Annotated in this window: 27 protein-coding genes; 19 read left to right on the top strand and 8 right to left on the bottom strand. The window is 49.1% G+C overall.

Annotated features, from left to right (window positions below; genetic code table 11):
• Positions 1–133: 133 nt before the first annotated feature.
• Complete coding sequence (locus R6242_RS13180) at positions 134–1261, bottom strand: GNAT family N-acetyltransferase (RefSeq protein ID WP_318427525.1); 1128 nt, start codon at positions 1259–1261, stop codon at positions 134–136.
• A 384-nt stretch (positions 1262–1645) separates the two neighbouring features.
• On the opposite strand from R6242_RS13180, the gene R6242_RS13175 reads away from it, so the two are divergent.
• The 10 genes from R6242_RS13175 (at position 1646) to nagA (ending at position 10660) form a co-directional block, all read left to right on the top strand.
• Positions 1646–2698 carry an oxidoreductase gene (locus R6242_RS13175; RefSeq protein ID WP_318427524.1) on the top strand — a complete coding sequence of 351 codons (1053 nt, stop codon included), beginning with the start codon at positions 1646–1648 and terminating at the stop codon, positions 2696–2698.
• The gene (locus R6242_RS13170) at positions 2691–3155 is read left to right on the top strand and encodes a CreA family protein (RefSeq protein WP_293938083.1); all 465 of its coding nucleotides are present in this window, start codon (positions 2691–2693) and stop codon (positions 3153–3155) included. The genes R6242_RS13175 and R6242_RS13170 overlap by 8 nt, the downstream gene beginning before the upstream one ends.
• Positions 3156–3606: 451 nt before the next feature.
• A complete protein-coding gene (agaR, locus tag R6242_RS13165; RefSeq protein WP_318427523.1) occupies positions 3607–4395 on the top strand; it encodes a transcriptional repressor AgaR in 789 nt (262 codons plus the stop codon).
• 24 nt (positions 4396–4419) lie between these two features.
• Complete coding sequence (locus R6242_RS13160) at positions 4420–5709, top strand: D-tagatose-bisphosphate aldolase, class II, non-catalytic subunit (protein WP_318427522.1); 1290 nt, start codon at positions 4420–4422, stop codon at positions 5707–5709.
• Positions 5706–6866: an SIS domain-containing protein gene (locus R6242_RS13155; protein ID WP_318427521.1), complete on the top strand. Its 1161-nt coding sequence runs from the start codon at positions 5706–5708 to the stop codon at positions 6864–6866. Before R6242_RS13160 ends, R6242_RS13155 begins: the two co-directional genes overlap by 4 nt.
• Before the next feature lie 18 nt (positions 6867–6884).
• Positions 6885–7364 (top strand): PTS N-acetylgalactosamine transporter subunit IIB, encoded by a 480-nt coding sequence (gene agaV, locus R6242_RS13150; protein ID WP_318427520.1) that lies wholly within the window; start codon positions 6885–6887, stop codon positions 7362–7364.
• A gap of 19 nt (positions 7365–7383) precedes the next feature.
• Complete coding sequence (gene agaW / locus R6242_RS13145; protein WP_318427519.1) at positions 7384–8151, top strand: PTS N-acetylgalactosamine transporter subunit IIC; 768 nt, start codon at positions 7384–7386, stop codon at positions 8149–8151.
• A complete protein-coding gene (locus R6242_RS13140) occupies positions 8138–9034 on the top strand; it encodes a PTS system mannose/fructose/sorbose family transporter subunit IID (protein WP_318427518.1) in 897 nt (298 codons plus the stop codon). Before agaW ends, R6242_RS13140 begins: the two co-directional genes overlap by 14 nt.
• 62 nt (positions 9035–9096) lie before the next feature.
• The gene (agaF, locus tag R6242_RS13135; protein WP_318427517.1) at positions 9097–9528 is read left to right on the top strand and encodes a PTS galactosamine/N-acetylgalactosamine transporter subunit IIA; all 432 of its coding nucleotides are present in this window, start codon (positions 9097–9099) and stop codon (positions 9526–9528) included.
• On the top strand, positions 9518–10660 hold the full coding sequence (gene nagA / locus R6242_RS13130; RefSeq protein ID WP_318427516.1) for an N-acetylglucosamine-6-phosphate deacetylase: 1143 nt from the start codon (positions 9518–9520) through the stop codon (positions 10658–10660). Before agaF ends, nagA begins: the two co-directional genes overlap by 11 nt.
• 70 nt (positions 10661–10730) lie before the next feature.
• On the opposite strand, the gene R6242_RS13125 is transcribed toward nagA, so the two are convergent.
• The 4 genes from R6242_RS13125 to dapA form a co-directional block, all read right to left on the bottom strand.
• A complete protein-coding gene (locus tag R6242_RS13125; protein WP_318427515.1) occupies positions 10731–11711 on the bottom strand; it encodes a serine/threonine protein kinase in 981 nt (326 codons plus the stop codon).
• A gap of 44 nt (positions 11712–11755) precedes the next feature.
• Entirely contained in the window at positions 11756–11974 is a 219-nt protein-coding gene (locus R6242_RS13120) for a Lar family restriction alleviation protein (RefSeq protein ID WP_130108070.1), read from the bottom strand.
• A 163-nt stretch (positions 11975–12137) separates the two neighbouring features.
• Complete coding sequence (bamC, locus tag R6242_RS13115) at positions 12138–13289, bottom strand: outer membrane protein assembly factor BamC (protein WP_318427511.1); 1152 nt, start codon at positions 13287–13289, stop codon at positions 12138–12140.
• Positions 13290–13299: 10 nt separating this feature from the next.
• Positions 13300–14178, bottom strand: coding sequence for a 4-hydroxy-tetrahydrodipicolinate synthase (gene dapA / locus R6242_RS13110; protein WP_318427509.1), 879 nt, complete (start codon positions 14176–14178; stop codon positions 13300–13302).
• A 658-nt stretch (positions 14179–14836) separates the two neighbouring features.
• On the opposite strand from dapA, the gene R6242_RS13105 reads away from it, so the two are divergent.
• Complete coding sequence (locus R6242_RS13105) at positions 14837–17458, top strand: diguanylate cyclase domain-containing protein (protein ID WP_318427507.1); 2622 nt, start codon at positions 14837–14839, stop codon at positions 17456–17458.
• Between the two features lie 140 nt (positions 17459–17598).
• On the opposite strand, the gene R6242_RS13100 is transcribed toward R6242_RS13105, so the two are convergent.
• Complete coding sequence (locus R6242_RS13100; RefSeq protein ID WP_293938055.1) at positions 17599–18222, bottom strand: LysE/ArgO family amino acid transporter; 624 nt, start codon at positions 18220–18222, stop codon at positions 17599–17601.
• Between R6242_RS13100 and R6242_RS13095 the strand changes: the two genes are divergently transcribed.
• From R6242_RS13095 to R6242_RS13080, 4 genes are read left to right on the top strand one after another with little or no spacing between them, the layout of a single operon-like run.
• Positions 18221–18502 carry a hypothetical protein gene (locus tag R6242_RS13095; RefSeq protein ID WP_318427505.1) on the top strand — a complete coding sequence of 94 codons (282 nt, stop codon included), beginning with the start codon at positions 18221–18223 and terminating at the stop codon, positions 18500–18502. The genes R6242_RS13100 and R6242_RS13095 overlap by 2 nt on opposite strands.
• A complete protein-coding gene (locus tag R6242_RS13090) occupies positions 18483–19166 on the top strand; it encodes an energy transducer TonB (protein ID WP_318427503.1) in 684 nt (227 codons plus the stop codon). Before R6242_RS13095 ends, R6242_RS13090 begins: the two co-directional genes overlap by 20 nt.
• Positions 19167–19196: 30 nt before the next feature.
• Positions 19197–19874 (top strand): MotA/TolQ/ExbB proton channel family protein, encoded by a 678-nt coding sequence (locus R6242_RS13085; protein WP_293938051.1) that lies wholly within the window; start codon positions 19197–19199, stop codon positions 19872–19874.
• A 2-nt stretch (positions 19875–19876) separates the two neighbouring features.
• On the top strand, positions 19877–20287 hold the full coding sequence (locus R6242_RS13080) for an ExbD/TolR family protein (RefSeq protein ID WP_293938049.1): 411 nt from the start codon (positions 19877–19879) through the stop codon (positions 20285–20287).
• Positions 20288–20348: 61 nt separating this feature from the next.
• Here R6242_RS13080 and R6242_RS13075 read toward each other — a convergent pair whose 3' ends face one another.
• Both R6242_RS13075 and R6242_RS13070 read right to left on the bottom strand, forming a co-directional pair.
• Complete coding sequence (locus R6242_RS13075; RefSeq protein ID WP_318427498.1) at positions 20349–21311, bottom strand: imelysin family protein; 963 nt, start codon at positions 21309–21311, stop codon at positions 20349–20351.
• Between the two features lie 18 nt (positions 21312–21329).
• The gene (locus R6242_RS13070; RefSeq protein WP_318427497.1) at positions 21330–21659 is read right to left on the bottom strand and encodes a cupredoxin domain-containing protein; all 330 of its coding nucleotides are present in this window, start codon (positions 21657–21659) and stop codon (positions 21330–21332) included.
• 170 nt (positions 21660–21829) lie between these two features.
• On the opposite strand from R6242_RS13070, the gene R6242_RS13065 reads away from it, so the two are divergent.
• The 4 genes from R6242_RS13065 to R6242_RS13050 all read left to right on the top strand — a co-directional run bounded on the left by R6242_RS13065 (position 21830) and on the right by R6242_RS13050 (position 25113).
• On the top strand, positions 21830–22042 hold the full coding sequence (locus R6242_RS13065) for an FmdB family zinc ribbon protein (protein WP_130108310.1): 213 nt from the start codon (positions 21830–21832) through the stop codon (positions 22040–22042).
• A 7-nt stretch (positions 22043–22049) separates the two neighbouring features.
• Positions 22050–22706 carry a DUF502 domain-containing protein gene (locus R6242_RS13060; RefSeq protein ID WP_412100133.1) on the top strand — a complete coding sequence of 219 codons (657 nt, stop codon included), beginning with the start codon at positions 22050–22052 and terminating at the stop codon, positions 22704–22706.
• Between the two features lie 20 nt (positions 22707–22726).
• A complete protein-coding gene (gene aspS / locus R6242_RS13055; protein WP_318427494.1) occupies positions 22727–24532 on the top strand; it encodes an aspartate--tRNA ligase in 1806 nt (601 codons plus the stop codon).
• Between the two features lie 98 nt (positions 24533–24630).
• Positions 24631–25113 (top strand): hypothetical protein, encoded by a 483-nt coding sequence (locus tag R6242_RS13050; protein ID WP_293938038.1) that lies wholly within the window; start codon positions 24631–24633, stop codon positions 25111–25113.
• Positions 25114–25198: the final 85 nt, after the last annotated feature.

Genomic DNA, 25198 nt, shown 5'->3' with positions numbered 1-25198 from the left:
GTTTCAATCGTCGAGCAGACCTGTGCGCTCTGATTCCTCGATTACTCAAAGCCGTGATGCAGGCTAAACCTTGTCCAAGAGGGGTATTTCAAGCCTCAATTGAGCAAGAGACATAATCAGGTACGCTTTTGCGCTAACGCTTAAAGGGTTGGTGCTGTGCTAGCTCGCTTTGCCATTGGTTTACGGCAAGACGCTCTTTGGCTAGGTGTTGATCAATGGCATCCGCAAAGCCAGCGTGGGCCAGCCAGTGCGCCGATTGAGTGCTAACCGGTACAAAGCCACGGGCCAGTTTATGTGCGCCCTGTGCACCCCCTTCAAATGCATCTAAGCCTGCCTCCAAAGCAAATTCAATGCCTTGGTAAAAGCACAACTCAAAATGTAGATTGGCCACAAACCCCGCTGGCCCCCATGCCGCGCCCCAATAACGCCCATATAGCCGATCTGGGCCAACAATATTCAGCGCTGCTGCAATCGGTTGGCCTGCTTGGTAAGCTAATACCAGTAAGCAAGCTTGCGGCATGCTGCTGGCGATTTGTAAGAAAAAAGCCAAACTTAAATAAGGTGTTGAGCGATGTTCCATATAGGTGTTGCTGTAGCAGCGGTAAAAAAAATGCCAGTCTGCCTCACTGATCTCGCTGCCGCGCTTACGGATAATCTTTACTCCCGCATCGCTCACCTTGCGCCGTTCTTGCCGCAGCTTTTTGCGTTTATCGCGGGTGAGTGCGTCGCTAAAATCGGCGTAATCGCGCCAATCGCCACGTAGCCAATGAAACTGCACATCGCAGCGCGGGATAAGGCCACTTTGCAGCGCCAGAGTGGCTTCATTGGCCTCAGGAAACAATAGATGAAACGATGAATCGCCCGCTTCTTGCGCAATTGCCACGGCGGCGGCAAGCAAAATTTGCCGCGTGGCATCGTCGTTTGCCAGCAGCCTAGGGCCAGTAATTGGCGTAAAGGGAATCGCGCTGATCAGCTTGGGGTAATAATCTAAGCCATGGCGCTGATATGCATCGGCCCAAGCCCAATCGAACACATATTCGCCATAGGAATGGGTTTTTCGATATAAAGGCATTGCACCAATGAGCTGCTGTGCTTCATCTCTTACGGCTAGATGGCAAGGCTCCCAGCCGCTACGCCCACCCACGGCCGCCGTTTGCTCTAGTGCGGCTAGATAGGCGTGGCTTACAAAAGGTTGCGTGCCAGCCAGCGCATCCCATTCAGTGGCTGCAAGCTCTGTAATCTGCGAGTGAAGGCGAATCATGCCGTTTCCATGTGGGTGATTGTGGGATTGGACGTCGCTATCAACTAAATAACAACTATTGCCAGCCCTTATACATAAAGGAGGGGGCAGAGTACATAAATAGGCGAGTCTACAAGCGAAGCAACATCATAAATAAGGAGGAGGGCTGCTTGCTGCGCCCAAGATAAAGCAGCGCCCTCCATTTTGCCTACGAAGTGATGGCTGTGGCTTTTTGTTTTAATGGTGAAAGATTGTGTTTTTATTTTGTAGTCATAAGGTAAGCTATTTTTTGTGCTTAAATCTTGCTGTTTTACGAGCTGTATAGGTTGAATAGGGTGGGGTAATTCCACCGGTCCACAGGTAATATGGATTAGGCCGCTGTGTGGATAAAATAAGGGGAAAAACATGCAACAGAATTTAGCAGTAGGTTTGGTTGGTTTTGGCTATGCGGGGCAGACTTTTCATGCGCCGCTGATTACAGCCACGCCAGGCTTAGATTTGTGTGCGGTGGCATCTAGCCAGCCGCAGTTGGTAGCAGATCGCTATTCCGCAGCAAGGGTGTTACCCGATGCGCTGGCGCTGATTAATGATCCTCAGATTGATTTGGTGGTATTGGCCACGCCGAATGCTAGCCACTATCCCTTGGCTTGTGAAGCTTTGGAAGCGGGCAAGCATGTGGTGGTGGATAAGCCCTTTACCTTGACCGTGGCTCAGGCGACAGAACTAGCGCTGCGGGCAAAAGACTCAGGAAAGATTTTGTCGATTTTTCATAATCGCCGCTGGGATGCCGATTTCTTAGGCTTAAAAGCGCTACTTGCCAGTGGTCGCCTTGGGCAAATCGCCCAGTTTGATAGCCAATTTGATCGCTATCGCCCGCAAACGCGTGATCGCTGGCGAGAAAATACCGAGCTGGGTAGCGGCCTGTGGTTTGATCTTGGCCCACATCTGATCGATCAAACTCTACAGCTATTTGGCATGCCCCAAGCCGTGTTTGCCGATTTGCAACAGCGCCGAGCCGGTGCGCAAGCCGTGGACGATTTTCATGTGCTGCTGCGCTATCCAACCATGCGGGTAAAATTATCGGCCAGCTGTTTAGTCAGTGGCGGTGCGCCGCGTTATATGCTGCACGGCAGTTCGGCAAGTTTTGAAAAGCATGGCTTAGACACGCAAGAGAGCCAGCTTAAAGCCGGTTTATTGCCAGACGCAGTAGGCTTTGGGCTGGATCCACTGCCTGGTTTATTGCATCACAGCGTGAATGATCTGGTGAGTAGTGAAGAAATTGTCATGCCGCTGGGGCAATATACAGATTATTACGCTGCGGTTCGCGATGCGGTGCTGGGCTTGGCTAAAAACCCAGTTACGCCGGAAGAAGGCGTATTTATTATGCAAGTACTAGAAGCGGCGCAACAAAGCGCAGCAATCGGGGCTTGGCAATCTATGGGGGCATTTAATGAATAAATGGTGGCTGGTTTTAGCCAGCTTAATGATCAGTAACGTGAGCTTGGCAGAAGAAGTAGGCTCGGTGACCACCGCGTTTAAACTTATCGGCCGCAATCACCGGGTGCAGGTCGATGCCTTTGACGATCCAAAGGTAGAAGGCGTGACTTGTTATATGTCGCGGGCTAAAACCGGCGGTATAAAAGGCTCGTTAGGCCTTGCCGAGGATAAGGCCGAGTTCTCTATTGCTTGCCGCCAGATTGGCAAACTTACCTTTAAAAAACCACTGCCGTTAAAAGAAGAGGTATTTTCTGAATCGGCATCGCTGTTTTTTAAACAAGTGCAGGTGGTACGGATGGTGGACGTAAAGCGCAACGCGCTCATCTACCTCACCTATTCTGACCGCCTAATCGATGGCAGCCCACAAAACAGCGTGACGGCAGTGTCGGCGGGTGAAGTGAAGATTCCGGTGAAGTAGGGGCATGGACTAACTAGCACATCTTAATAAGAAAAAAGCGCGGCGCAAGTCGCGCTTTTTTTTGTAAAAAATACACGGATTTTATGGATTGAAACGAAAGTTTTTAATGTGTAGTGCTTTCGTTTTGGTTTCATTGTAATTGGCTTTTATATTTGCAGCTTAGCTGAAAATTTATGTAGTTTTACTTCTTTTTGATATAGGTACTGCTGATAGTTCTTGGTTTTTTTCATAAATACTCTGTGTTTATCCTGTTCTTTTGCTGTATTTTTTACGTATTAATCCTACATTTATCGTGATTTATTCACTATCTACCTTATGCTAACTAGAAAATATCCACCTTTTAAGTCGCAAATTAATTCGTTGACACGCTTTGTAGTGAAGGAATAGATTGTATTTACTTTCTGCCTGACTTTACTTTTAGCGGCTCAGAAAATGAGCAATAGAGATTGCAATGTCGGATAAAAAATTACCCATAAAACGCATGCAAACGCGGCATGAAAAAATTGTGGATTTATTGCGCCAGCATGCCAGTTGCAATGTTAGCGTGCTGGCCAATGAATTGGGCGTGTCTGCCGTTACTATTCGGCATGATTTAGATGAATTAGAAAAAAGTGGTTGTATTAGCCGCTCATATGGTAGGGCAACGCTTTCTCAAAATTTTTCTTTTGAGCTTGAATTCAGAGAAAAAGAAAATATTCGTTCAGAATCAAAACAATTAATTGCCCAGAGAGCGGCAGAGCTGGTAGACGATGGCGATTCCATTATCGTGGATTCAGGCTCTACCGTAGCTTTATTGGCCCGCCATATTGCCAACAATAAAAAAATTACTTTAATGACCAATGCTTTAAATCTGGCCAGCGAATTAGTTGCTGATACGCGCTTTACCGTCATGATGACGGGTGGCACGTTGCGGGTAGATTCTTATTCTTTATGTGGGCCAGAGGCTGAACAGGCCGTTAGATTACATCACTTTAATAAATTATTTATTGGTGCAGATGGTATTGATTTGCTCGCTGGCGTAAGCACCACCAACGCTCAGGATGCGCAATTAAACCGTGCCATGTTGGCGGCTTGTGATCAAATTATTTTATTGGCTGATTCTAGTAAATTTGGCAAGCGTAGTTTTTGCGTCATTTGCAAAATGCCACGAGTGGATATTTTGGTTACAGACAGTGGGATTAGCGATGAATACCGGCAGGCACTGATAAAGATGGGTGTAACCGTGATTGTGGCGGAATAAAGTTTTTTAAAGGAGTAAGCCTTTATGTCTTATTTAACAAAATTAATTAACCAGCATAAACAAGGGCAGTCAAATGGGATTTATTCTATTTGCTCGGCCCACCCGCTGGTTTTAGAAGCGGCACTGCGCCAAGGTTTGCAAGACGATAGTTATGTCTTAATTGAAGCTACCTCAAATCAGGTGAATCAATTTGGTGGCTATACCGGAATGAAACCGGCTAATTTTAAAGATTATGTATTTGCAATTGCCGATAAAGTGGGCTTTGCAAAGGCTCGCATTATTTTAGGCGGGGATCATTTAGGCCCTAATGCATGGCAGAAAGAGCCTGCCGCGCAGGCCATGGCAAAAGCCGCCGAAATGGTCAGTGCTTATGTGCTGGCAGGCTTTCGCAAAATTCATTTAGATTGCTCGATGTCTTGCGCTGGTGATCCGGTGCCGTTAAGCGATGCCACAGTGGCAAAACGTGCCGCAGCTTTGTGTCAGGTTGCTGAAGGTGCATGGCAAATGGCGGGCGGGGAAGCGCCTGTGTATGTGATTGGCACCGAAGTGCCCGTGCCGGGCGGAGCGCAAGAATCATTAGATGGGGTGGAGGTGACTTCGCCTGCGGCGGCGGCGCAAACCTTGGCCGTGCATCAGCAGGTGTTTGCCGATGCAGGCTGTGCAGCGGCTTGGTCTAGGGTGATTGCCATGGTGGTGCAGCCAGGGGTGGAATTTGATAACCATAAAGTGGTGCGTTATCAGCGTGATAAGGCCGCTGCGTTGAGCCATTTTATCACTACCCAGCCTATGGTCTATGAAGCGCACTCTACAGATTATCAAAGTGAGGCGTCTTTACAGAAGCTGGTGCAAGATCACTTTGCCATTCTAAAAGTAGGCCCGGGTTTAACGTTTGCACTGCGCGAAGCCATGTTTGCATTAGATGCGATCGAGCGTGAGGCCATTGGCGAATTTGCGGCGTCCCATCTAAAAGACACGCTAAGCCAAGTCATGAAAGAGGAACCAGATTACTGGCTGGCTTATTACGAGCAAGCGGGGCATCAGCAATATCTAGATCGCAATTACAGCTTATCAGACCGGATTCGCTATTACTGGCCGCACCCAGAAGTAAGCGCTGCGGTGGCTAAGTTGTTTGATAATCTGCGCCGCCAGCCGCCTCTGCCTACCCTCATCAGCCAGTACTTGCCTGAGCAAGCTAAAAAAATCAGCGCAGGATTATTATCGGCAAGCCCCGAGGCATGGGTGGTGGACAAAATTATGGAAGTCACCGGCCTCTATGCTCGAGCCTGCGGTATGGCGCAGGAGGTGAAAGCATGAAGTACCTTGCTTATGAGCCAAGTAGCCTTGCAGATCTTGGCGCCTTACATACCGCCCGTGAAATTAGCCAGCAAGCTAGGCTATGGCGTGAGCTAACTCATGGGCTGATCCAAAGCAAGCTGGAGTGGAAAAGCTGGATGCTAGATGTGCTTTCTACCCCCAGCCTGCGGATTATCTTATGCGGGGCAGGCACTTCTGCCTTTGCTGGCCGCGCTTTGGAGCCGTGGTTACGCGCGAGTTTTGGTTTATCTGTTGAGGCGGTGTCGACCACCGATATTGTGAGTAAACCGCTGGCGTTTTTAGACCCCGCACGGCCCACGCTGATGGTGTCTTTTGCGCGCTCCGGTAATAGCCCAGAAAGCGTAGCCGCCGTAAAGCTTGCCGATCAGCTCTTGCCTTATTGCCGCCATTTGGTGCTGACGTGTAATCCAGAGGGCGAGCTGGCGCGCTATAGCGTGGCTAATCCGCATGCGTATTGTGTGCTGATGCCTGAGGGCTCAAATGATCAGAGCTTTGCTATGACTTCTAGCTTTAGCTGCATGTTTGTGGCTGCTGCCATGATGCTTTCGCCAGGGATATTGCTAAGCCGGGCGAAAGAGCAAATTGAAAGCGTGGCGGCTTTTTGTGAGGCGCAGCTAGATAGCTGGGCCGTGCAGGCCAAAGCGTTGGCGGGCCAAGGGTTTAAGCGGGTGATTTATCTGGGTAGCGCCGAGATGGCAGGGCTGGCAGAAGAAGCCGCGCTCAAAATGCTGGAGCTCACTGCTGGCCGTATTGCTACTCGGTTTGATTCCACGCTTGGCGTGCGTCACGGCCCTAAATTTATGATCGACGCCCAAAGCTGTGTGGTGATGTTTATGGCTCCAGCCAAATCAGACACCCGCCGCTACGACGATGATTTGCACGCAGAGCTCATCACCAATGGCATAGCCCAGCAGGTGCTGGCTTTAGGGGCAAAAAGCAGCGCAAATCTGCCGCTGTTGGAGATCGATATTGCTGGGCTAGATGATATTTATTACGCCCTGCCTTATCTACTCTTTGCCCAGCTCTTTGCCTTTGAAAGCGCGCTGGCGCTGGGTCTGGCCCCAGATAATCCTTGCCCAACAGGCGAAGTGAATCGCGTGGTGCAGGGGGTAAAAATCTACTCCCATGTGGTCTAAAAAAATTAGGAGAACAACATGGCTGGGCCAAATATTTTACTAACCCGTATTGATAACCGCCTGGTACACGGTCAAGTAGGGGTGACTTGGGTGGGTAGCCTTGGGGCTAATTTGCTACTGGTAGCAAATGACGCTGCGGCGGCCGATCCGATCCAGCAAAACTTAATGGATATGGTGGTGGCAGAAGGGGTGCAAACCCGTTATTTCACGCTGCAAAAAACCATCGATGTGATTCATAACGCGGCGAGCCACCAAAAGATTTTGCTGGTGTGTAAAACCCCGCAAGACGTACTGACTCTGATTAAAGGCGGGGTGCCGGTTAGCGCGGTAAATGTGGGCAATATGCATTTTGCTGAAGGAAAACGTCAGATTCACAAAACAGTGTCGGTGGATGCTGCTGATGTGGAAGCATTTCGCGAGCTCGCTGCGCGGCATGTGATTTGTGAGATTCGCCGCGTACCGGATGAATCAGGCGAACTTGTTTCTAAGCTGCTGTAACCATCAGGGGAGTGACATCATGTTGTTCGAAGCTTTATTGATTGCGCTGTTGGCAGGGGTGGCGGGGGTCGATTTATTCGATGGCCTAACGCATATGCACCGGCCGGTGGTGATTGGCCCCTTAGTGGGGATGATTTTGGGTGATGTGCAAACGGGGTTGCTGGTAGGTGGGACTTTAGAGTTGGTTTGGATGGGCATGGTGCCGCTAGCGGGGGCGCAGCCGCCTAATGTGGTGATCGGCGGCATTATTGGCACGGCTTTTGCCATTTTAACCAAGGCAGAGCCAACGGTAGCCATTGGCGTAGCAGTGCCGTTTTCGATTGCGGTGCAAGGCTGCATTACCGTGCTGTTTACCGCCTTTTCGCCAATGATGCACAAGTGCGACAAGATGGTAAAAGAGGCTAATTGGCGGGGCATTGAATGGGTAAATTACCTAGGTATGCTCACCCTGTTTGTCTTTTATTTTGTGATGGCTTTTTTGCCGATTTACTTTGGCGCAGAAGCAGCCGGTGCCGTGGTGCAAAAAGCACCTAAATGGGTGCTTGATGGCCTAAGTGTGGCTGGCGGCATGATGCCTGCGATTGGTTTTGCTCTGCTGATGAAAATCATGCTGAAAGTCAATTACATCGCTTATTTCATCATGGGTTTTGTGGCAGTGACTTACCTAAAAATGCCAATTTTGGCCGTGGCATTAGGCGCTTTGGCGATCGCAATGGCAGATTACTTTAATACTAATCGCGCACAGCCTCAGGCTGCCCGCAGTGTGGAGGTGGATGATGGGATTTAATGATACCGAAGCCGCCAGCGCGGCCAAAGCCGAGCTACGCATGCAGCAAGCCTTGGCCAGTAGCCAAGTAGAGCGCGATGATTATATCGACGCTACTCCAGCCGAGCCCTTAAGTAAGCGAGATATCAATCGCATGGCGTGGCGCTCCCTTGCCCTGCAGGCCTCTTTTAATTATGAGCGGATGCAGGCGGGTGGCTGGTTGTTCACGATTTTGCCCGCTTTACGCAAAATCCATAAAAACCCTGATGATTTGCGCAACTCGGCACAAATGCATATGGAGTTTTTAAATGTGCATCCCTTTGACGTGACTTTTTTATCTGGCCTTGTGCTGGCTATGGAGCAGAATAAGGAAAAAATCTCCACTATTCGCGCGGTAAAGGTGGCGCTGATGGGCCCCTTGGGGGGGATTGGTGATGCGATGTTTTGGCTAACTTGGTTGCCTATCTGTGCGGGGATTGGCGCGGCGCTGGCATTAGAAGGCAGCTTGTTTGGCCCTGTGGTGTTTTTATTGCTATTTAATGCGCTGCACTTTGGTTTGCGATTTGGGCTGGCGCATTACGGCTACCGCGCTGGCTTGGGGGCGATCAGCGCCTTAAAAAACAGTACCAAAAAAATATCGCATGCCGCATCCATTGTTGGGATGACGGTGATTGGTGCGCTGGTGGCCTCTTATGTGCGGCTTGCTACCCCTTTAGAGATTCACGCGGGTAAGGCCAAGATTCTGCTGCAGACCGATGTGCTGGATAAGCTGATGCCTAATCTGCTGCCACTGCTGTTTACTTTATTGATGTATGGCTTGATGAAAAAAGGCTATTCACCCGTGAAGCTGATTGGCGTAACGGTATTGTTTGGTTTGGCCGGTAAATTGCTTGGCTTTTTGTAATCGACGTTTGATCTAGGCGTTGGCCCCGTATGGGTTAACGCCTGCTTTAAAAGGAAGAGAAAATGATTGCCTTAATTTTAACGGGCCATGGCCGTATCGCCAGTGGCATGCAAGAAGCCATTATTCAGGTGTTTGGCGAGCAGGCGGCCTTATGCGCGGTTGATTTTCCTGAAGGCAATAGCACCGCAGTGCTAGAGGCCACATTAAGGCAAGCCATCACCAGCGTGGATCAAGGTGAGGGGGTGGTGTTTGTAGCAGATCTGCTGGGTGGCTCGCCGTTTCGTATCGCAAGCACCATTGCTCAGGAGCACAGCGATATCGAAGTGGTTGCGGGGCTTAATTTACAAATGTTTGCTGAAATGCTGTTTGAGCGTGATGAGATTCACGATGTGGCCCAGTTTCGCCAGCGGCTGGTGGCAGCAGGTAAAAGCGGTGTAACCAGCCTTGCCGAGCGCTTAGCCCGCAAGCGGGAGGGGGCGGCTAATGCCTTGTAAAACGCAGCGTTTACGGGCGGCAAGGATATTAAGCGAGCACGGCTGGCTGGAAAACGCCGTGCTTGAGATCGCGGCCGATGGCAAGATCGCGGCCTTATTAGTGGGGGGCGATTTTGATCTTGATCTGGGTGACAACTGGCTGATGCCCGCGCTGATTGATAGCCATGTGCACGGTGCTGCGGGGTTTGACACCATGGACGCCAGCAGCAATGCACTGGATGAAATCTCTATGCATTTTGCCCGCTTTGGTGTGGGGGCCTTTTTGGCCACTACGGTGACCGCACCGATGCCAGCCATTGCGGCCGCTTTAACTGAAATTCGCCGCAGCCGCGAGCGGGGTTTGCCTGGGGCAGAGTTGCTAGGCAGCTATTTGGAAGGCCCCTATTTTACCGCCAAGTGCTGTGGTGCTCATCCGGTGCAATGGATGCGGCCCTTGGATATGAGCGAGCTACAATCTTGGCTGGATATTGCGGGTGATTCCCTGCATACGGTTGCGCTGGCACCAGAATTGGCAGGTTCGGATGAGGCCATTGCATGGCTGCGCCGCAAAGGCGTGCGAGTACTGATTGGCCATAGCGACGCCAGCTACGATCAAACCTTGCACGCTTTACAGATGGGCGCGCAGGGTATTGTGCATTGCTATAACGGCATGCGTGGCCTACATCACCGTGATCCTGGTGTAGTTGGCGCAGGGCTTACCACCGATGGCTGCGATGTAGAGATGATTGCCGATGGACATCATGTGCATCCTGCTGCAGTTAAAATTGCGCTCTCTTGCTGTGGAGAAGAGCGCCTACTGCTGATTACCGATGCCATGCGCGCCACCGGCATGAGCGATGGCGCGTATCAGCTGGGTGAAATGCAGGTGACTATGCAAAATGGCGTGGTGCGTACTGAAGCGGGCGGGCTGGCAGGCAGTACCCTGCATCTGATCGACGCCGTGCGCCACGCCCAAAAATGGTTGGGTTTGCCGCTAGAGCGTGCATGGGCACTGGCCAGCCGTAACCCCGCCAGATCACTGGGGCTGGCCGATTTGGGCAGTATCGCCATAGGTAAAAAAGCCAGCTTAACGCTGATTAGCCCAGACTTAGCCGTGGTTGGTACATGGGTGCAGGGGCGGCGGGTGGTGTAAGGTGCATGGACTGGTGCTTTGTTATTTAGATCCCATCCCCTTTGTTAAAAGGCTGATGGGATCTGCTGGCTTAAACCACTAAGGTGGGTTCATCCATTAGGGCAATCTGTTCACGCAATTCTAAGATGCGATCTTGCCAGTAGTGCTCGGTATTAAACCAAGGAAAGGCGGCGGGGAAGGCGGGATCGTGCCAGCGGCGGGCTAACCAGCCGGAGTAATGAATCAGTCGTAGCGTGCGCAGCGCTTCAATTAAATGCAGCTCACGCGGGTCAAAATCGCAAAAGTCTTCGTAGCCGATTAAGATATCAATCAGTTGTCGCGTCATTTCGCTGCGATCGCCCGATAGCAGCATCCATAAATCCTGAATAGCAGGGGCGCTGCGGCTGTCGTCAAAGTCTACAAAATGCGGGCCAGCATCGGTCCAGAGCACATTGCCAATATGGCAATCACCATGCAGACGGATTTGCGCCACATCGCCAGCGCGATCAAAGCTGCGGCGAACACCTTCTAATGCCAAGGCAATAGCGCTTTCCCATGCGGGTTTGAGCGAGGCAGGGATAAAGTCGTGGCTAAGCAAGAAGTCCCTTGGGCCAATACCAAAGGTGTCGATATTCAGAGCAGGGCGATGGGCAAAGGGCTTTAGCGCGCCAACGGCATGAATGCGGCCAATAAAACGCCCCATCCATTCTAAGGTGGAGGCCGATTCCAGCTCGGGTGCACGGCCGCCGTGCTTATTGAAAATGGCAAATTGAAAGCCTGCAAATTGATGCAGAGTTTGGCCCTGATGAATAATTGGCGGCACCACCGGCAGCTCTCGCCCAGCCAGATCCAGTGTAAAGGCGTGCTCTTCTAAAATAGCCTCGCTACTCCAGCGCTCAGGGCGGTAAAACTTAGCGACCAAGGGCGGGCCATCATCTTGGCCCACTTGATACACGCGGTTTTCATAGCTATTAAGCGCAAGCAGCCTGCCGTCGCAAGGCAGGCCAAGGCTATCGATTGCATTCATGACGCAATCGGGGGTTAAATTTGCGAATGGAGGTATCGTATTCATCCCCTGATTGTACGGCTAAAGCGAACATCGCGGGGAGGAGTGGCTTATTTCAGCTTGTTCCACAGCACAATAGCTTCTTTTTTAGTGGTGCCTTGCTGAGAGATGGCGCTGCAATTACCGTTTTTGCCAAACTTAGAGCATTGCACCCAGCAGCGGTTAGATCCCGCTTTAGTAACTTCGGGTTTAGAGCCGCATTTTGGGCAAGGCTGTGGTTCGCTATCGTTGGTGGATGGCTTGCTTTGATATGGCCTTGAATTGAGCATGGAGGTCGCGCCTTAAGGTAAAAAGAAAAATGCCCGCAGCGGCGGGCATGGGTTTAGCGAGATACCGCTTTAAATAATACTAGTTCAGCCAAGCGCACAAATAGCAATCAAAGCGCATCCAGTCTGGATGATCGTTGCCGTGCTATTTGCGCGCTGGCGGCGCTTATTTTAACTCGCTGAGCAGTGCAGAAATGATCTTGCCATTGTCGTCGCCTTTGATTTTTGAAGTCACGGTCAACTTGGTCTGGTTTAGGCCTTCGGTGAGGTGCACTTCATATTCATGCGCTTGTTTTTGCTCTGGCGCAGCGTCTTTTTTCCAGAAAGCCAGCTTGCTTAAGAAGCTGCTATTGTCTTCGCCACCGATATCCGTATCCGCACGGCGAATCATGTAAACGCCTTTGCTGCGATCACGGTCATACACCACATAGCCAGAGCGATCTAGCGCCAAGCCAACACGACGCCAAGCACGATCAAAGTTGTCGGCGATGGTCAGTGCTTTGCCATTGTCGATCAAGCTAGCACTGGCGGGCGCTTGGTAAGGTTTTGCAACTACGGCTTGCGCGGTGGCTTGGTCTAGGCCAAAGCGTTGTAGCAGCAAGGAAAGCATTTCAACTTCCATTTCTGGCTCAGGCTTTCTTTGGGTCCAGATGGTTTTAGCATCATCACTATTTTTAGTGATTTTGGCGTCGCTGCTGCCGTCCTTGCTATAAACCTCGAGCATGCCGCGGTGCGAGATGTAGATCTCGGTGGTGCCAGGCTCACTGCCACGCTCGACGCGGGTGCGATAACGGTCTAGTTCACCGGTAGACAGGATGCGGTCTGATATTTTAGACAGCATACGGGTCACCAAGTCTTTAGGCAGCTTGGCACGGTTTTCTAGCCAATCTGTTTCCATAATTCCAATGGCGGGGTTATCTAAAGTGAGCAAAAAGCCGTTATCTAGCCAAAATTCATGGATTTCTGGCCAAAGTTTTTCTGGGTCACCTTTTACAACTAACCAACGTTGATTACCCGCCTGCACAATCTTGGCACGGCTGCTGTCCCCTAGTACGGCGGCTGGGGCTGCACTGTTGGTCGTGCTCGGTGCGGCGGTGGTGCTGCCTAAAACCGTATTGGCTTGCACATTAAAATGGCTATTGCTTGCTGGCGCGGTGAGTTCTGGCGGGAGCTCTAGGGTGTTTTTGCCAATATTGTCACTGCCACTGCGGTAATCCACTTTCTTTTGCATCATCAGTTGATCTGAGCTGCAACCTGCCAAAGCAATGCACAGGCCTAATCCAATAAGACGTGAGGATGTTTTTAATTGATGCATCATTGGCTTCTTATCAGTGGGTTAGTCCGGCGGCAGTCATGGCATCAGATACCAAGGCTTGCGCACTGTGTGAAAGGGGAGTGAGAGGCAAACGAATACCGGCTTGAATGAAGCCCATTTGCTCTACCGCCCATTTCACTGGAATAGGGTTGGCTTCAATAAATAAGTGCTTATGCAAATCTTGCAGTGGATCATTCAGTGCGCGTGCACCTGCTGCATCGCCTTCAATGGCTTTTTTACAGAGTAAATGCATTTGTTTGGGGGCGATATTACCTGTAACAGTAATCACGCCATGCCCACCGATCAGCATAAAAGCCATGGCAGAGGCATCGTCGCCAGTGTAAAGCGCAAAGTCTGCTGGAGCACGTTTTACTAAATCGGCAGCGCGTTCTAAATTGCCCGTGGCATCTTTAATCCCAACGACAAACGGCAATTGAGCTAAGCGAAGCGCAGTATCGTTGGATAAATCGGCAACGGTACGCCCTGGCACGTTATAAAGAATGGTGGGCAGCTCACTGGCTTCAGTGATTGCTTTAAAGTGCTGGAACATGCCTTCTTGAGTTGGGCGGTTGTAATAAGGCACAACCGATAGACCATAATTTGCGCCTGCAGCCTTGGCGCGTAGCGATAGGTTAATCGCTTCGCGGGTGGAGTTAGCGCCTGTGCCTGCAATCACAGGGACACGGCCAGCAGCTTGCTCAACCACAACCCGTATAATTTCAATATGCTCGTCTACATCAACCGTTGGCGATTCTCCCGTAGTCCCTACGGCAACAATGCCGTCGGTACCTTGCTCGATATGCCAGTCGACGAGTTTTCTAAGACTCGCGAAATCGAGGCTTCCATCCTCGAACATGGGGGTGACAATCGCCACCAGACTACCTGTCAACATGAGCCTGTAATCCAGTCAATTAAAACAAAGGCCTATTCTAACGTAACGAGGAAGCTGCAGGAAACCTGTCAGTGATGGCTTTCTGTATGATTTATGTATCCTTTGTGAGGACTTAGCGCTCGTTTTTGGCTTCCCCCCTATAAAATCCAAGGCTTAGCAGGCTCATGGATTTATCTCTGCAAATGTCTATTTCAAAATTTTTCATAAAAATTGCCATGATTAGCCCACGTTTTTCTCATTTTTTACGCAAATATTGAGCGGTGTCTTACACGTTTTCTTTAAAAAAAAGCGAAAAAGTGAAGGGAAGCGATTTGTTTTTATTTATCTATACTGACACTAGGGTCTGTTGACGTTTCATTCACGGCTGCGTTGGCTGTAGTTTTGGGACTGAACAAGGTCATTAACGCGGTGTGGCACCAAACTACAGCTAACAGGCTGGCTTTACAGTCACTATTTAATGGGGCATCTGCTTGGCTTAGCGTAGCTGAATCAAACGTCAACAGAGCGCCTAGGCTTTGTGAAACAGGGCGGGATTGTGGTGTGGGTCATTAAAGCTTTGCGATATTTAGGGTGGCGGGAGGCGTTGGGCTTATGCGCTCTACTGCTCCTTTATGCTTTGCATATACGTTCTTGGCCTGTGTATGGCTTGTTTTGTGCGATGTATTTTCTGTTGCGCTGGCAGGCGCGCCCCGCTTTTCCCACTACGGCTTATAACACGCTGGCCTTGGCGGTGTTATTACTGGATCAAAAAGCAAACTGCTGTTACGCCAATCCACAATTTTGCACCTTGGCAGCGCTTTCTCAATCAGACGCTTTAGGAGATGGTTGGTTAGCCGCCATCCATCCAGAGGATCAAGCGAGCGTGTTGGCTGCGCAGATTAATCTGCAGCAAGAGCTTCCTTCTGTGGTTGAATTTCGCCTGCTTGATCAGAGTGGCCGTATCCGTTGGGTTTCCTCCTTTATGCACGCTGTGGCAGGCTGTACGGATGTGGCTTATCAGATGATTTTATTTGATTACACCGAGTTTAAACAGACGCTCATTGAGGCAAGGGTGTTCTTAGAAGAGCAAAGACACAGAAGCTTAGATCTAGAAAGTATCTTGAATAGCTCAAAAGATCCTATTGCAGTTTTGGATTTACAGTTTAATTTTTCATTTTTTAATCAGGCCTATGCAGATCTTTTTTTTGCTTTGTATGGAATTATTTTAGCAAAAAATGATTGCTTTTTATTATGTGAATTTAGCTCTGCAGATGATCGATCTAATCTAATTACTTTTTGGGGGAGAGCATTACAGGGTGAATCTTTTTCGACGCGTAGCGAGCTATATGGTGAATCTTTTGTATCTGCAACTAATGTGCAAGGGAAACGTGCGGCTTTATTGGTGTTTGATATGTCTTTTAACCCGCAGTTTAATGATGCAGGTGAACAGGTTGGGGCGGTTAGTGTTTTACATGATGTTACGCTCTCCTCTAAAACTGAGTTAGCCCTGCTTCGTAGTGAAGAGTTATTTAAAGCTGCGACTCAATCTAGTTTGAATGCGATTTATGTTTTAGAAGTAATAAAAGATGAAAGTTGGAATGTGAAAGATTTTCAAATAACCGATGTAAATCCAAACGGGTTTGACTTTTTTTGCTTTAAAAAACAAAAAACACCAGACTGTTTGTTGCTAGAAGCATTAAAAAATATCAATGCCGCTCACTTATACCCAATATGTTGTGAAGTTTTTTTAACTAAAAAAATGGTAATGAGCGAAGAGTTTAGTCTGAATCCTTTTTTCTATGGGGCATGGTTTAATTATCAAATAGTTGCTGTTTCTAATGGAGTGGTCTTAACCATTACCGATGTAAGTCAGCGCAAAAAATCAGACTTGGCGATGGCGGCGTATAGCGATTTGCAAAAAGCAATTCTAGATTCAGCAGGCTCGGCCATTATTGTGACTGATCTTAATAATACTATCCGTTTATTTAATCGTGCTGCCGAAAAAATGTTGGGTTATCAATCCCACGAATTAATTGCTAAAGAAAAACCAGCGCTTTTTCACCAATCCACTGCAGCGGCTGAGTTGCTGGCTGATTTTTGCAAGGAAATAGGGGAGGAGCCGAGCGAGTACTTTGATGCGTTTGCTCAGCAAGCAAAGCGATATGTCCAAAGGGATTGGATTTATCAGCATCGTGATGGGCATTGCTTCCCAGTTGAGCTAACTATGAATGTGGTGCGTGATTTGCGTGGAGAAATCACTGGCTATATGGGAATCGCTAATGATATTAGCATACGAAAATTGGCAGAAAGAAAGCTACAGCAAAGTGAGTCACGCACTTCCGCCATCTTAGATAGTCTGCATGATTGTGTATTGATGATGGGTTTTGATGGTGTCATTAGGGATGCAAATCCTGCTGCGTTAAAGTTGTTTGCTTTTGATCAGCTAAAGGGCTGCTCTTTAAGCGCTTTGTTTCCTACTTTGGGTGAAATTAATAGTAAGCGCGGCGTGGCCAAAGAATTATTTGTACGCTTGGGGGTAGATACGCGGCGGGTGAGTGAGGTGGTTGCCGTGAATAAAGATGGCTTAGAAATGGTGATGGATATGGCGCTGGCTGTAGTAGAGGTGGATGGTGAGCGTGTGTATATCGCCACCTTGCATGACCTTACTCAGCACAAGCTTGATGAGCAAAAAATGCAAGATACCATCGAAGAACTGGAAGCTTTGCAGGTGAGTTTAAGTGCAAGTCATGAGCAATTATCATCTGCTAATGCAGAGTTATCTAGATTGGCGCATATGGATGGTTTAACGGGCTTGGCTAATCGGCGTTTATTTGATCAAACCTTGGCTCAAGAATGGGCGAGGGCAGCTAGGAGTGGGGCACGTCTTGCCTTGGTGATGCTCGATGTGGATTACTTTAAACGATATAACGATCATTTTGGCCATCAGGCAGGCGATGAATGCTTAAAACAAGTCAGTGCGGCTTTAACTGCCGCATTGCATCGCCCAGGTGATTTTGTCGCGCGCTATGGGGGGGAGGAATTTGTGCTGGTGCTGCCAAACACCGATCAAGACGGCGCAATTCAGGTGGTTGAGATGGTGTTAAACCAAATTCGTAATTTACAAATTGCGCATCAGACCTCTGATGCGGCAAAAGTGGTAACTATGAGCGCGGGTATTGCGGTGATGTTGCCATTGCAGGGAGTTGATTTTTATTGTCTTGTGGAGGCGGCAGATCAAGCCCTTTATCAAGCCAAGCATTTGGGGCGTAATCGTTATTTTGTGGCTGGCAATAAAGCTTGAGTGGCTTTGCTGAATCCTTCACAAGATAAGGGGATAGTGCGGTGTGTGACTTGTGGATAAGTCCTGTAAGGTATTGATCTTGAAGGGCTTGAGTGTGGCTGATTAATTTTTAATCAGCCACACTTTTTTTATGGCCTATTTTAGAGTAAACCCGTCATTTTTATCAGTGAATAGGCGATTGCTAACATCATAAAGCCAATGGCGATATCCAGAATACGCCAAGCTTTGGGGCTGCTAAACAAATGGCTTAGCTTGCTAGAGCCATAAGCTAATGAAAAAAACCAAATCGCAGAAAAGCCGACGGCGCCCATAACAAAAAATGGCCGCTCACTGGCGAGCTGTTGCGCCCCAATCGAGCCAACGAGTACCACCGTATCAAGTAGGGAGTGGGGGTTGAGAAATGAAAATGCCAGCCCTGCCAAAATAACCTTGCTTGGCGTACCAAAGGCGCGCTCACGGTGATCGTCAGCCAGCGTGCTGGGGTGCAGTGCATTTTTAAAGGCATTAAAGCCATACCAAAGTACAAAAACCGTACCAAAAATGGCCATCCAGCGTTGTAAATTGGGCATGGCGGCTAATAGGTGCCCCATTCCTGCAACGCCGAGCGACATTAAAAATAAGTCGCATAGCGTGCACATTAATGCAGTTAAGAAAATATGCTGTCGAGTGAGACCTTGGCGCAGTACAAATGTGTTTTGCGCGCCAATGGCCATAATCAGGCTGGCTGATAATGCCGCACCGTTTAGGATGGTGGCGATGGTCATGTTGGTGCCTGCTGATAGGTTGGATAATGCTCTGGGTGGTGTTGATGGCGTTTTGTATTGCTTTCAAACAAGCTTACTTAAAGTATTGTTTATCCGTCAATGTGAGGGATTCTATATAGGCGCAAGAATGAGGACTGTGGATGTGCTTAAAAGCGGTTGTAACTGGCCAAATTTGGCGTGTTTTAGTGTGAATTTTTTTGTGCTGTTTTTATTTATTCATGCAAGTAATTCTTGTATGAAGGATCGTTCTCGATTAATATATGAGAATGATTATCAATAAAACACTCACTGTTGCGGTGGCGCTACTCGGTCACGCTGCTCTGCTTTATGGCCTGACAACAATGTCGAGTAGCCCAAAAAAGCCTGAGCAGGTGGTGATGTTGCTCGCTCCTGCTCCAATCCCTATGGGGGAGGACGTGCCGCCATCACCCGCTGCAAAGCCTCGGGTGCTTACACCGGCTGCTAAGCCGATGCCGGCTCGGCCTGCTGCGCCAGCCGTGATTAAAAAAATCAGCCCTGCCGAAGCGCCGATCCAGCAAGCAACAGGACAAATGGACGCTGCAGTTGCGGTGGCAGCAGCGGCCCCTGCGCCTGCCGCCCCAGCTGAAAGTGCCGCCGTAGCTGCGGGTAGCAAATCAAGTAAGCAGCTTAGTGATGAAGCGCCTGTGACTTCTCCTCTGTTTAACGCGGCTTACTTAGCCAATCCACGCCCTGCCTATCCATCTCAATCGATGGCCTTGGGAGAAAAGGGGCGAGTGCTGCTGCGGGTAAAAGTAAGCGAAGCAGGCCTGCCTTTAGAGATTGAATTGGCGCATAGCAGTGGCTATCGCCGCTTGGATGATGCTGCAAAAAAAGCCGTTGAGCGTTGGAAGTTTGTACCTGGCCGCCGTGGTGATACCGCCATTGTGATGAGTGCCATGGTGCCTGTTGATTTTGTTATTTAATTATTTGTATTTTTATAAAGAGAAATGGCAATGAATTTGGCTTTAATTTGGCAGTCTGGCGATCCAGTATTAGTTTCTGTATTTGGCTTATTGTTGCTGATGTCGGTTGTCAGCTGGTGCTTGATTTTATTGCGCAGTAGCTTGCTGATTCGTATTAAACACGGGCAAAAACTGTTTTTAGCTGCGTTTTGGAAAGCCTCTGACTGGAGCGAGGCAACTGGCCTTGCTGCCCATGCTATTGCACCAGAGGCGAAGCTAGCCCGTGCGGGGTGGGAAGGCTTAAGCCATTACCGTAGTAATGCAGGTAAAGGCCTTGGCCTAGCTGTGTCACTGGATGACTTTTTGGTACGCACGCTACGTACCCGTTTAAGCAAAGAAAACGCACGTCTTGAGCTGGGTTTGTCATGGCTGGCAACAGTGGGTTCTGTTTCTCCTTTTGTGGGCTTGTTTGGCACGGTCTGGGGTATTTATCACGCGCTGGTGGCCATCGCAACCAAAGGCGATGCGTCTCTTGCAACGGTGGCAGGCCCAATTGGTGAGGCGCTGGTTGCCACTGCCGCTGGCTTGGCTGTGGCGATCCCTGCAGTGGTAGCCTACAACGCGTTTGTACGAGCTAACCGTGTGATTGCGCAGGGCCTGGATGGCTTTGCCCATGATCTACATGCTCAGCTACTCAGCGCTGCTGCTGTTGAAAAAGAAGGTAAATAAGCATGGCTTTTGGTGGTTTTGATCAAAACGATAATGCCCCGATGTCAGAAATCAATACCACGCCTTTAGTGGATGTGATGCTGGTGCTGCTGGTGGTATTTATTGTAACTGCGCCGGTCATGACGCATTCGATTCGGGTGGATTTGCCCAAGGCAAAAGCTGAAGTGACACAAGTCCCGCCTGCGGTGCTGCGCGTGACGCTAACAGCAGAGGGGCAAATTGAATGGGAGAAAACCCCGATTAAAGCGGAAGAATTGCCGATTCGATTTGCCACCGCAATGGCTAAAGACTCCCAAACCGAGTTACATTTACTGGCAGATAAAAGCGTGCGCTATGAGTTGATTGCACAAACCATGTCGGCTGCAAGGCTGGCGGGATTGAGTAAAATTGGCTTGCTGACCGATGGCAACTGATAAATAGTAAAAAAGGGTGGCCGTGAGGCCACCCTTTTTTTGCCAAGTAAGGCCGCCAAGCTTAATCTCCGTCAGATTCAGCTAGGCTTAGGTTTAACTCTAGTGATTGAGCAACTTCATTCTGCAGCCGTTGGCTGATTTGTGTAATGGCTTTACTGCAAGGGATGCGTTGCCGGGGCTGGCTGAATTCAAGCTTGCTTGGTAGGGCATGGCACTGTTGCTGGGCTTGGTGTAAATCCGTAGCAAAGCGCTGTGCCAGTGCGGCGTCTCCTCTATCCTTTATTCGTTTAATTATGGCGTTTTGGGCAAGGGTAAAGCCATCTAGCTGGGCCAGTAATTGGGTCTTGCTGCTGCCTGAACGCCACTCTGCATATTGCTGGGCTACCGCGCTACTAGGTAGGCGTTTTAGCATGCTGGCTAGGCTTGTCAGCATCAAGTTGTTGTTCTCTAGTAGCAGGTTTTGGCGAAAGAAAGGATTCTCAGCGGCCAGCTGCTCACGGTAGAGTTGCCAGCCCGCATCCAGTGTATGGGTATTGCTGGCTACTTGTTCAGCCAGTTTAACTAGATATGCGCAGCGCTCTGTTTGTTTAAGCCTAGTTAACTGCTGCTTGGGCTGAGCATTGCCCCATAGTAGATACTCGATGGCAGGCAAGCCGCGTGTGGCGGCGTTGCTGCTGTCTCCCCCCTTAATTGCCGATTCAATATCATCTGGGCGGGTGGGGCGAAAATCTATTTTTCTGCCTAAGCGCTCAAGTAGCATCGGCCCACCAGGCGCGCCGTCCATGCTGCGCCAAGCGTGGCTACTGGCCAGCCAGCTAAGCCTTACCTTGCTTAGTGTCTTGTTGTCCTGTTGCTGGCAGAATGCTGCTGTGTTTTCTGCAAGTTGATCGGCAGTCTGGCTTAGGGCTTGATGACGGGGAAGATAGGCCTGATCCAGCCAACTTTGCGCCCAATCTGCATCAGGGGTGGTCTCAGCACTAGCCCATGTACTCATTAATAATGCGGCAAGGAAAATGCGTCGCACAGCAAGCTCCAGTGGGGGTTATTTAATGAGTAGCGTGCCTTGAGCGGATGGCTGCGTTTCATGGAACTCATCCACAAATTTATAACTGCCCGCCGTAAGCGCTTTAATTTTTATTTCTTTGGTTTTACCCGCTGCCACTACTTTTTCAATTTTCAATGGTTTGCTTTCAAACTCCATCGCCGATTTGCCTGCATTAATAATCACTAACGTAATAGCTTTACCTGCGGGAGCTTCCAGTGTGAGTGGTTCAAGCACGCCATCGGTAGAGGTCAGTTTGAGTATTACCGCATTGTCAGCCAAAGCAAGGCCCGCCTGTAGCAGCATCAGTGCGATCAGGTATTTTTTCATTAGCAGTGCCCCGTAATATGCGAAATGAGAACTGGAATTATAGTCAAGTAGCTTGAATGCGCCAGTAGTAAGGCATAAGAGCAATATAATTTGCATTCTGATGCCCAGTCACTTCGACCAGAGGTGCTGGACGCGGTATAATCGGCGTTTTTTGTGTGAGCTAACACGTAATGCCTATTTATGCTTATCGCTGTGCAGCTTGCGGTCATTCTGACGAGCATATTCAGAAGATGTCGGATGATGCGCTGATTGTATGCCCGACTTGCCACGCGCCTTCCTATGAAAAACAGCTGACGGCAGCCGGTTTTCAATTAAAAGGCAATGGCTGGTATGTGACAGACTTTAAAGGCGGATCGCCCGCTAAATCGCCTTCAGATGGCTGATAAATCCATGCTAATGACGCATTTTAAAAAATACTTGCTGACAGGATTACTGGTGTGGGTGCCGTTGGCCATCACACTCTGGGTTTTGCAGCTGATTATTGGCACGATGGATCAGATCAGCGCCTTGCTGCCCGCTTCGATGCGGCCTGATTCATGGCTATTACATGCTTTACAGGGGCCATTGCCGTTTTTAGAGGGCTCGCACCATATTCCTGGTTTTGGCGTTATTTTAACGGTATTGGTGCTGTTGCTAACCGGTGTTTTTGCGACCAATGTATTGGGTTTGCGTTTATTACTGGTGGGCGAAAAGCTGCTGAATCGCATCCCCATTGTCAGATCTATTTATAGCAGCGTGAAGCAGGTATCAGACACGCTTTTTTCTGATTCTGGTCAAGCATTTCGTCAGGCGCTTTTGGTGCGGTTTCCGCATGCAGATGCTTGGACTATTGCTTTTATGACGGGGGTGCCAGGTGGCGAAGTGGCCACGGTATTGGAAGGCGAGTATGTCAGTGTGTATGTGCCGACTACGCCTAATCCAACCTCGGGCTATTTTATAATGGTAAAAAAAGCCGACGTGATTGAGCTGGATATGAGTGTCGATGAAGCTTTAAAGTATGTTATTTCTATGGGTGTGGTCACGCCTAGTATGAAAAACACTGATTAAAATTAACACGAGAAAACTAAATGCGTACTGATTACTGTGGTCTTATTGATAGCCGTTACCTTGGGCAAACTGTCACCATTAAAGGTTGGGCGCATCGTCGTCGTGACCACGGTGGCGTGATCTTTATCGACTTGCGTGACCGTGAAGGCTTGGTGCAAGTGGTGATTAACCCAGACACTGCAGAAGCCTTTGCCATTGCTGATTCTTCACGTAATGAATACGTATTGGAAATCACTGGTCTGGTTCGCACTCGCCCTGAAGGCGCGGCTAATAAAAACCTGATTTCTGGCGAAATTGAAATTGTTGCCACAGATATCAAAATCCTGAATACCGCTGTAACGCCTCCTTTCCAGATCGATGATGAAAATCTCTCTGAAAATGTGCGCCTGCAAAACCGTGTGATCGATTTACGCCGTCCAGTCATGCAAAAAAACCTGCGCCTGCGCTATCGCATCGCCATGCTGATCCGTAATTACTTGGATGGCCTTGGTTTTATTGATATCGAAACCCCAATGCTCACCCGCTCCACTCCAGAAGGCGCGCGTGATTATCTGGTGCCTAGCCGTGTGCACGATGGTCAGTTTTTTGCTTTGCCACAATCGCCGCAGCTGTTTAAACAGCTATTGATGGTGGCGGGTTTTGATCGCTACTATCAGATCGTTAAGTGTTTCCGTGATGAAGATCTGCGTGCTGATCGTCAGCCAGAATTCACTCAGATCGATATCGAAACATCGTTCCTGAATGAACACGAAATCATGGACATCACTGAATCGATGGCCAAGCACGTGTTTAAAGAAGGGATTGATGTTGAGCTAACAGATTTTCCACGTATGACTTACGCAGATGCCATGCGTTTATACGGTTCAGATAAGCCAGATCTGCGAGTCACTTTGCAGTTCGTTGAGCTGACCGATATGATGAAAAACGAAGAATTCAAAGTCTTCCGTGGTGCTGCCGACATGCCAAATGGCCGTGTGGTTGCGCTGCGTGTGCCAGGTGGTGCTGCGATTAGCCGTAAGGAAATCGACGAGTACACCAAGTTTGTGGCGATTTATGGCGCTAAGGGCTTAGCTTACATCAAAGTAAACGATGTAACTAAACTGACTAACACTGAAGACTCTGGCTTGCAGTCGCCGATTGTGAAGTTCTTGTCTGAAGCGGGCCTAAAAGAAATTATCGCGCGCACTGGTGCAGAAAACGGCGATTTGATTTTCTTTGGTGCAGATAAAGCCAAGGTGGTGAATGAAGCCATTGGTGCACTGCGTATTAAAGTGGGCCACGAGAAGGGCGAGGCGGGTGGTTTCTTTGCCCAAGGCTGGAAGCCAATGTGGGTGATTGATTTCCCAATGTTTGAGCACGATGAAGAAGCCGATCGCTGGACTGCATGTCACCATCCGTTTACCGCGCCGCAAGACGGCCACGAAGATATGCTGGATACCGATCCAGGTGCATGTATCGCCAAAGCCTACGATATGGTGCTGAATGGTTCTGAAATCGGTGGTGGCTCGATCCGTATCTACCGTGAAGAAATGCAGTCTAAAGTGTTCCGTGCTTTGAAGATTGATGCAGAAGAAGCACAAAACAAGTTTGGTTTCTTGCTAGAAAACCTGCAATTTGGTGCACCTCCGCACGGTGGTTTAGCTTTTGGTCTGGATCGTTTGGTGACTTTAATGGTGGGTGCAGAATCTATCCGTGATGTCATCGCCTTCCCTAAAACGCAACGTGCTCAGTGTCTGCTGACTGATGCGCCAAATAGCGTGGACGAAAAGCAATTGCGTGAGTTGCATATTCGCTTACGTCAGAAAGCAGAAGTTGCTGCGAGCTAAGTCGTTGATTGTTGTAAGAAAAGCATCCATATTCAGTGGGTGCTTTTTTTTGGATTAAACTATAGTATATTAATCTTTGCTTTCACATTCGGTGCAAAATGGAAAGATTTGGGGCAGATTCGTTCCATAGTTGTGGGCATCCAATCTTACCTTTGGCTGATGTTGCTGGGGATGAGAGTGAGTATGCACCGCGCTCTGGTTTTTTTTGCAGCCGCTGTATGCAAGCGGCGCAAGTGCCATTTGACACCCATATTTATGTGAATTTGCAGCAAGTTGCACCTGGAATGGCCGCTTTTGTTTTGGAAGTGACGCATAGTGGGCCAGAATTTGCGGAGTTTTTGGCCGCCTTAGGTTTTGCGTTTCGCCAAGCCTCAATAAACGAGTTGGAGCCTGGTGGAGAGGTCGGTTTGCAGCCAGTTTGGCGCAAAGAGTTTTGGTTTGAAGTGAATCTTCAAGCCCATTATGTGATTGCCCTGATGGCACGCATTAAGGAGGAGGCCTACTTGCTGGCTGATTACCTACCTAACGGCACTGCTGCCGTGCATTTTTCGGATTTCCCCGCCGTATATGAAGACGTTTAAAGTTTGTTTAATCGCTGTCAATGTATTGTATTTTTTTTAGGGCGGGAGCCAGCCGCCATCTTTTTTGCAAATGCCAGTTCTGGCA

The sequence above is a fragment of the Iodobacter sp. CM08 genome (genome assembly GCF_033446605.1).
Classification (GTDB): Bacteria; Pseudomonadota; Gammaproteobacteria; order Burkholderiales; family Chitinibacteraceae; genus Iodobacter.
Note: the sequence above shows the minus strand (reverse complement) of the source record. Positions and strands in the feature narration are given on the sequence as shown.

What these genes read in the sequence shown, in the direction of transcription:
- R6242_RS13180 (WP_318427525.1), bottom strand. Translation starts at nt 1,261, where the DNA reads ATGATTCGCCTTCACTCGCAGATTACAGAGCTTGCAGCCACTGAATGG.
- R6242_RS13175 (WP_318427524.1), top strand. Translation starts at nt 1,646, where the DNA reads ATGCAACAGAATTTAGCAGTAGGTTTGGTTGGTTTTGGCTATGCGGGG.
- R6242_RS13170 (WP_293938083.1), top strand. Translation starts at nt 2,691, where the DNA reads ATGAATAAATGGTGGCTGGTTTTAGCCAGCTTAATGATCAGTAACGTG.
- agaR (WP_318427523.1), top strand. Translation starts at nt 3,607, where the DNA reads ATGTCGGATAAAAAATTACCCATAAAACGCATGCAAACGCGGCATGAA.
- R6242_RS13160 (WP_318427522.1), top strand. Translation starts at nt 4,420, where the DNA reads ATGTCTTATTTAACAAAATTAATTAACCAGCATAAACAAGGGCAGTCA.
- R6242_RS13155 (WP_318427521.1), top strand. Translation starts at nt 5,706, where the DNA reads ATGAAGTACCTTGCTTATGAGCCAAGTAGCCTTGCAGATCTTGGCGCC.
- agaV (WP_318427520.1), top strand. Translation starts at nt 6,885, where the DNA reads ATGGCTGGGCCAAATATTTTACTAACCCGTATTGATAACCGCCTGGTA.
- agaW (WP_318427519.1), top strand. Translation starts at nt 7,384, where the DNA reads ATGTTGTTCGAAGCTTTATTGATTGCGCTGTTGGCAGGGGTGGCGGGG.
- R6242_RS13140 (WP_318427518.1), top strand. Translation starts at nt 8,138, where the DNA reads ATGATGGGATTTAATGATACCGAAGCCGCCAGCGCGGCCAAAGCCGAG.
- agaF (WP_318427517.1), top strand. Translation starts at nt 9,097, where the DNA reads ATGATTGCCTTAATTTTAACGGGCCATGGCCGTATCGCCAGTGGCATG.
- nagA (WP_318427516.1), top strand. Translation starts at nt 9,518, where the DNA reads ATGCCTTGTAAAACGCAGCGTTTACGGGCGGCAAGGATATTAAGCGAG.
- R6242_RS13125 (WP_318427515.1), bottom strand. Translation starts at nt 11,711, where the DNA reads ATGAATACGATACCTCCATTCGCAAATTTAACCCCCGATTGCGTCATG.
- R6242_RS13120 (WP_130108070.1), bottom strand. Translation starts at nt 11,974, where the DNA reads ATGCTCAATTCAAGGCCATATCAAAGCAAGCCATCCACCAACGATAGC.
- bamC (WP_318427511.1), bottom strand. Translation starts at nt 13,289, where the DNA reads ATGATGCATCAATTAAAAACATCCTCACGTCTTATTGGATTAGGCCTG.
- dapA (WP_318427509.1), bottom strand. Translation starts at nt 14,178, where the DNA reads ATGTTGACAGGTAGTCTGGTGGCGATTGTCACCCCCATGTTCGAGGAT.
- R6242_RS13105 (WP_318427507.1), top strand. Translation starts at nt 14,837, where the DNA reads ATGTATTTTCTGTTGCGCTGGCAGGCGCGCCCCGCTTTTCCCACTACG.
- R6242_RS13095 (WP_318427505.1), top strand. Translation starts at nt 18,221, where the DNA reads ATGTTGGTGCCTGCTGATAGGTTGGATAATGCTCTGGGTGGTGTTGAT.
- R6242_RS13100 (WP_293938055.1), bottom strand. Translation starts at nt 18,222, where the DNA reads ATGACCATCGCCACCATCCTAAACGGTGCGGCATTATCAGCCAGCCTG.
- R6242_RS13090 (WP_318427503.1), top strand. Translation starts at nt 18,483, where the DNA reads ATGAGAATGATTATCAATAAAACACTCACTGTTGCGGTGGCGCTACTC.
- R6242_RS13085 (WP_293938051.1), top strand. Translation starts at nt 19,197, where the DNA reads ATGAATTTGGCTTTAATTTGGCAGTCTGGCGATCCAGTATTAGTTTCT.
- R6242_RS13080 (WP_293938049.1), top strand. Translation starts at nt 19,877, where the DNA reads ATGGCTTTTGGTGGTTTTGATCAAAACGATAATGCCCCGATGTCAGAA.
- R6242_RS13070 (WP_318427497.1), bottom strand. Translation starts at nt 21,659, where the DNA reads ATGAAAAAATACCTGATCGCACTGATGCTGCTACAGGCGGGCCTTGCT.
- R6242_RS13065 (WP_130108310.1), top strand. Translation starts at nt 21,830, where the DNA reads ATGCCTATTTATGCTTATCGCTGTGCAGCTTGCGGTCATTCTGACGAG.
- R6242_RS13060 (WP_412100133.1), top strand. Translation starts at nt 22,050, where the DNA reads ATGCTAATGACGCATTTTAAAAAATACTTGCTGACAGGATTACTGGTG.
- aspS (WP_318427494.1), top strand. Translation starts at nt 22,727, where the DNA reads ATGCGTACTGATTACTGTGGTCTTATTGATAGCCGTTACCTTGGGCAA.
- R6242_RS13050 (WP_293938038.1), top strand. Translation starts at nt 24,631, where the DNA reads ATGGAAAGATTTGGGGCAGATTCGTTCCATAGTTGTGGGCATCCAATC.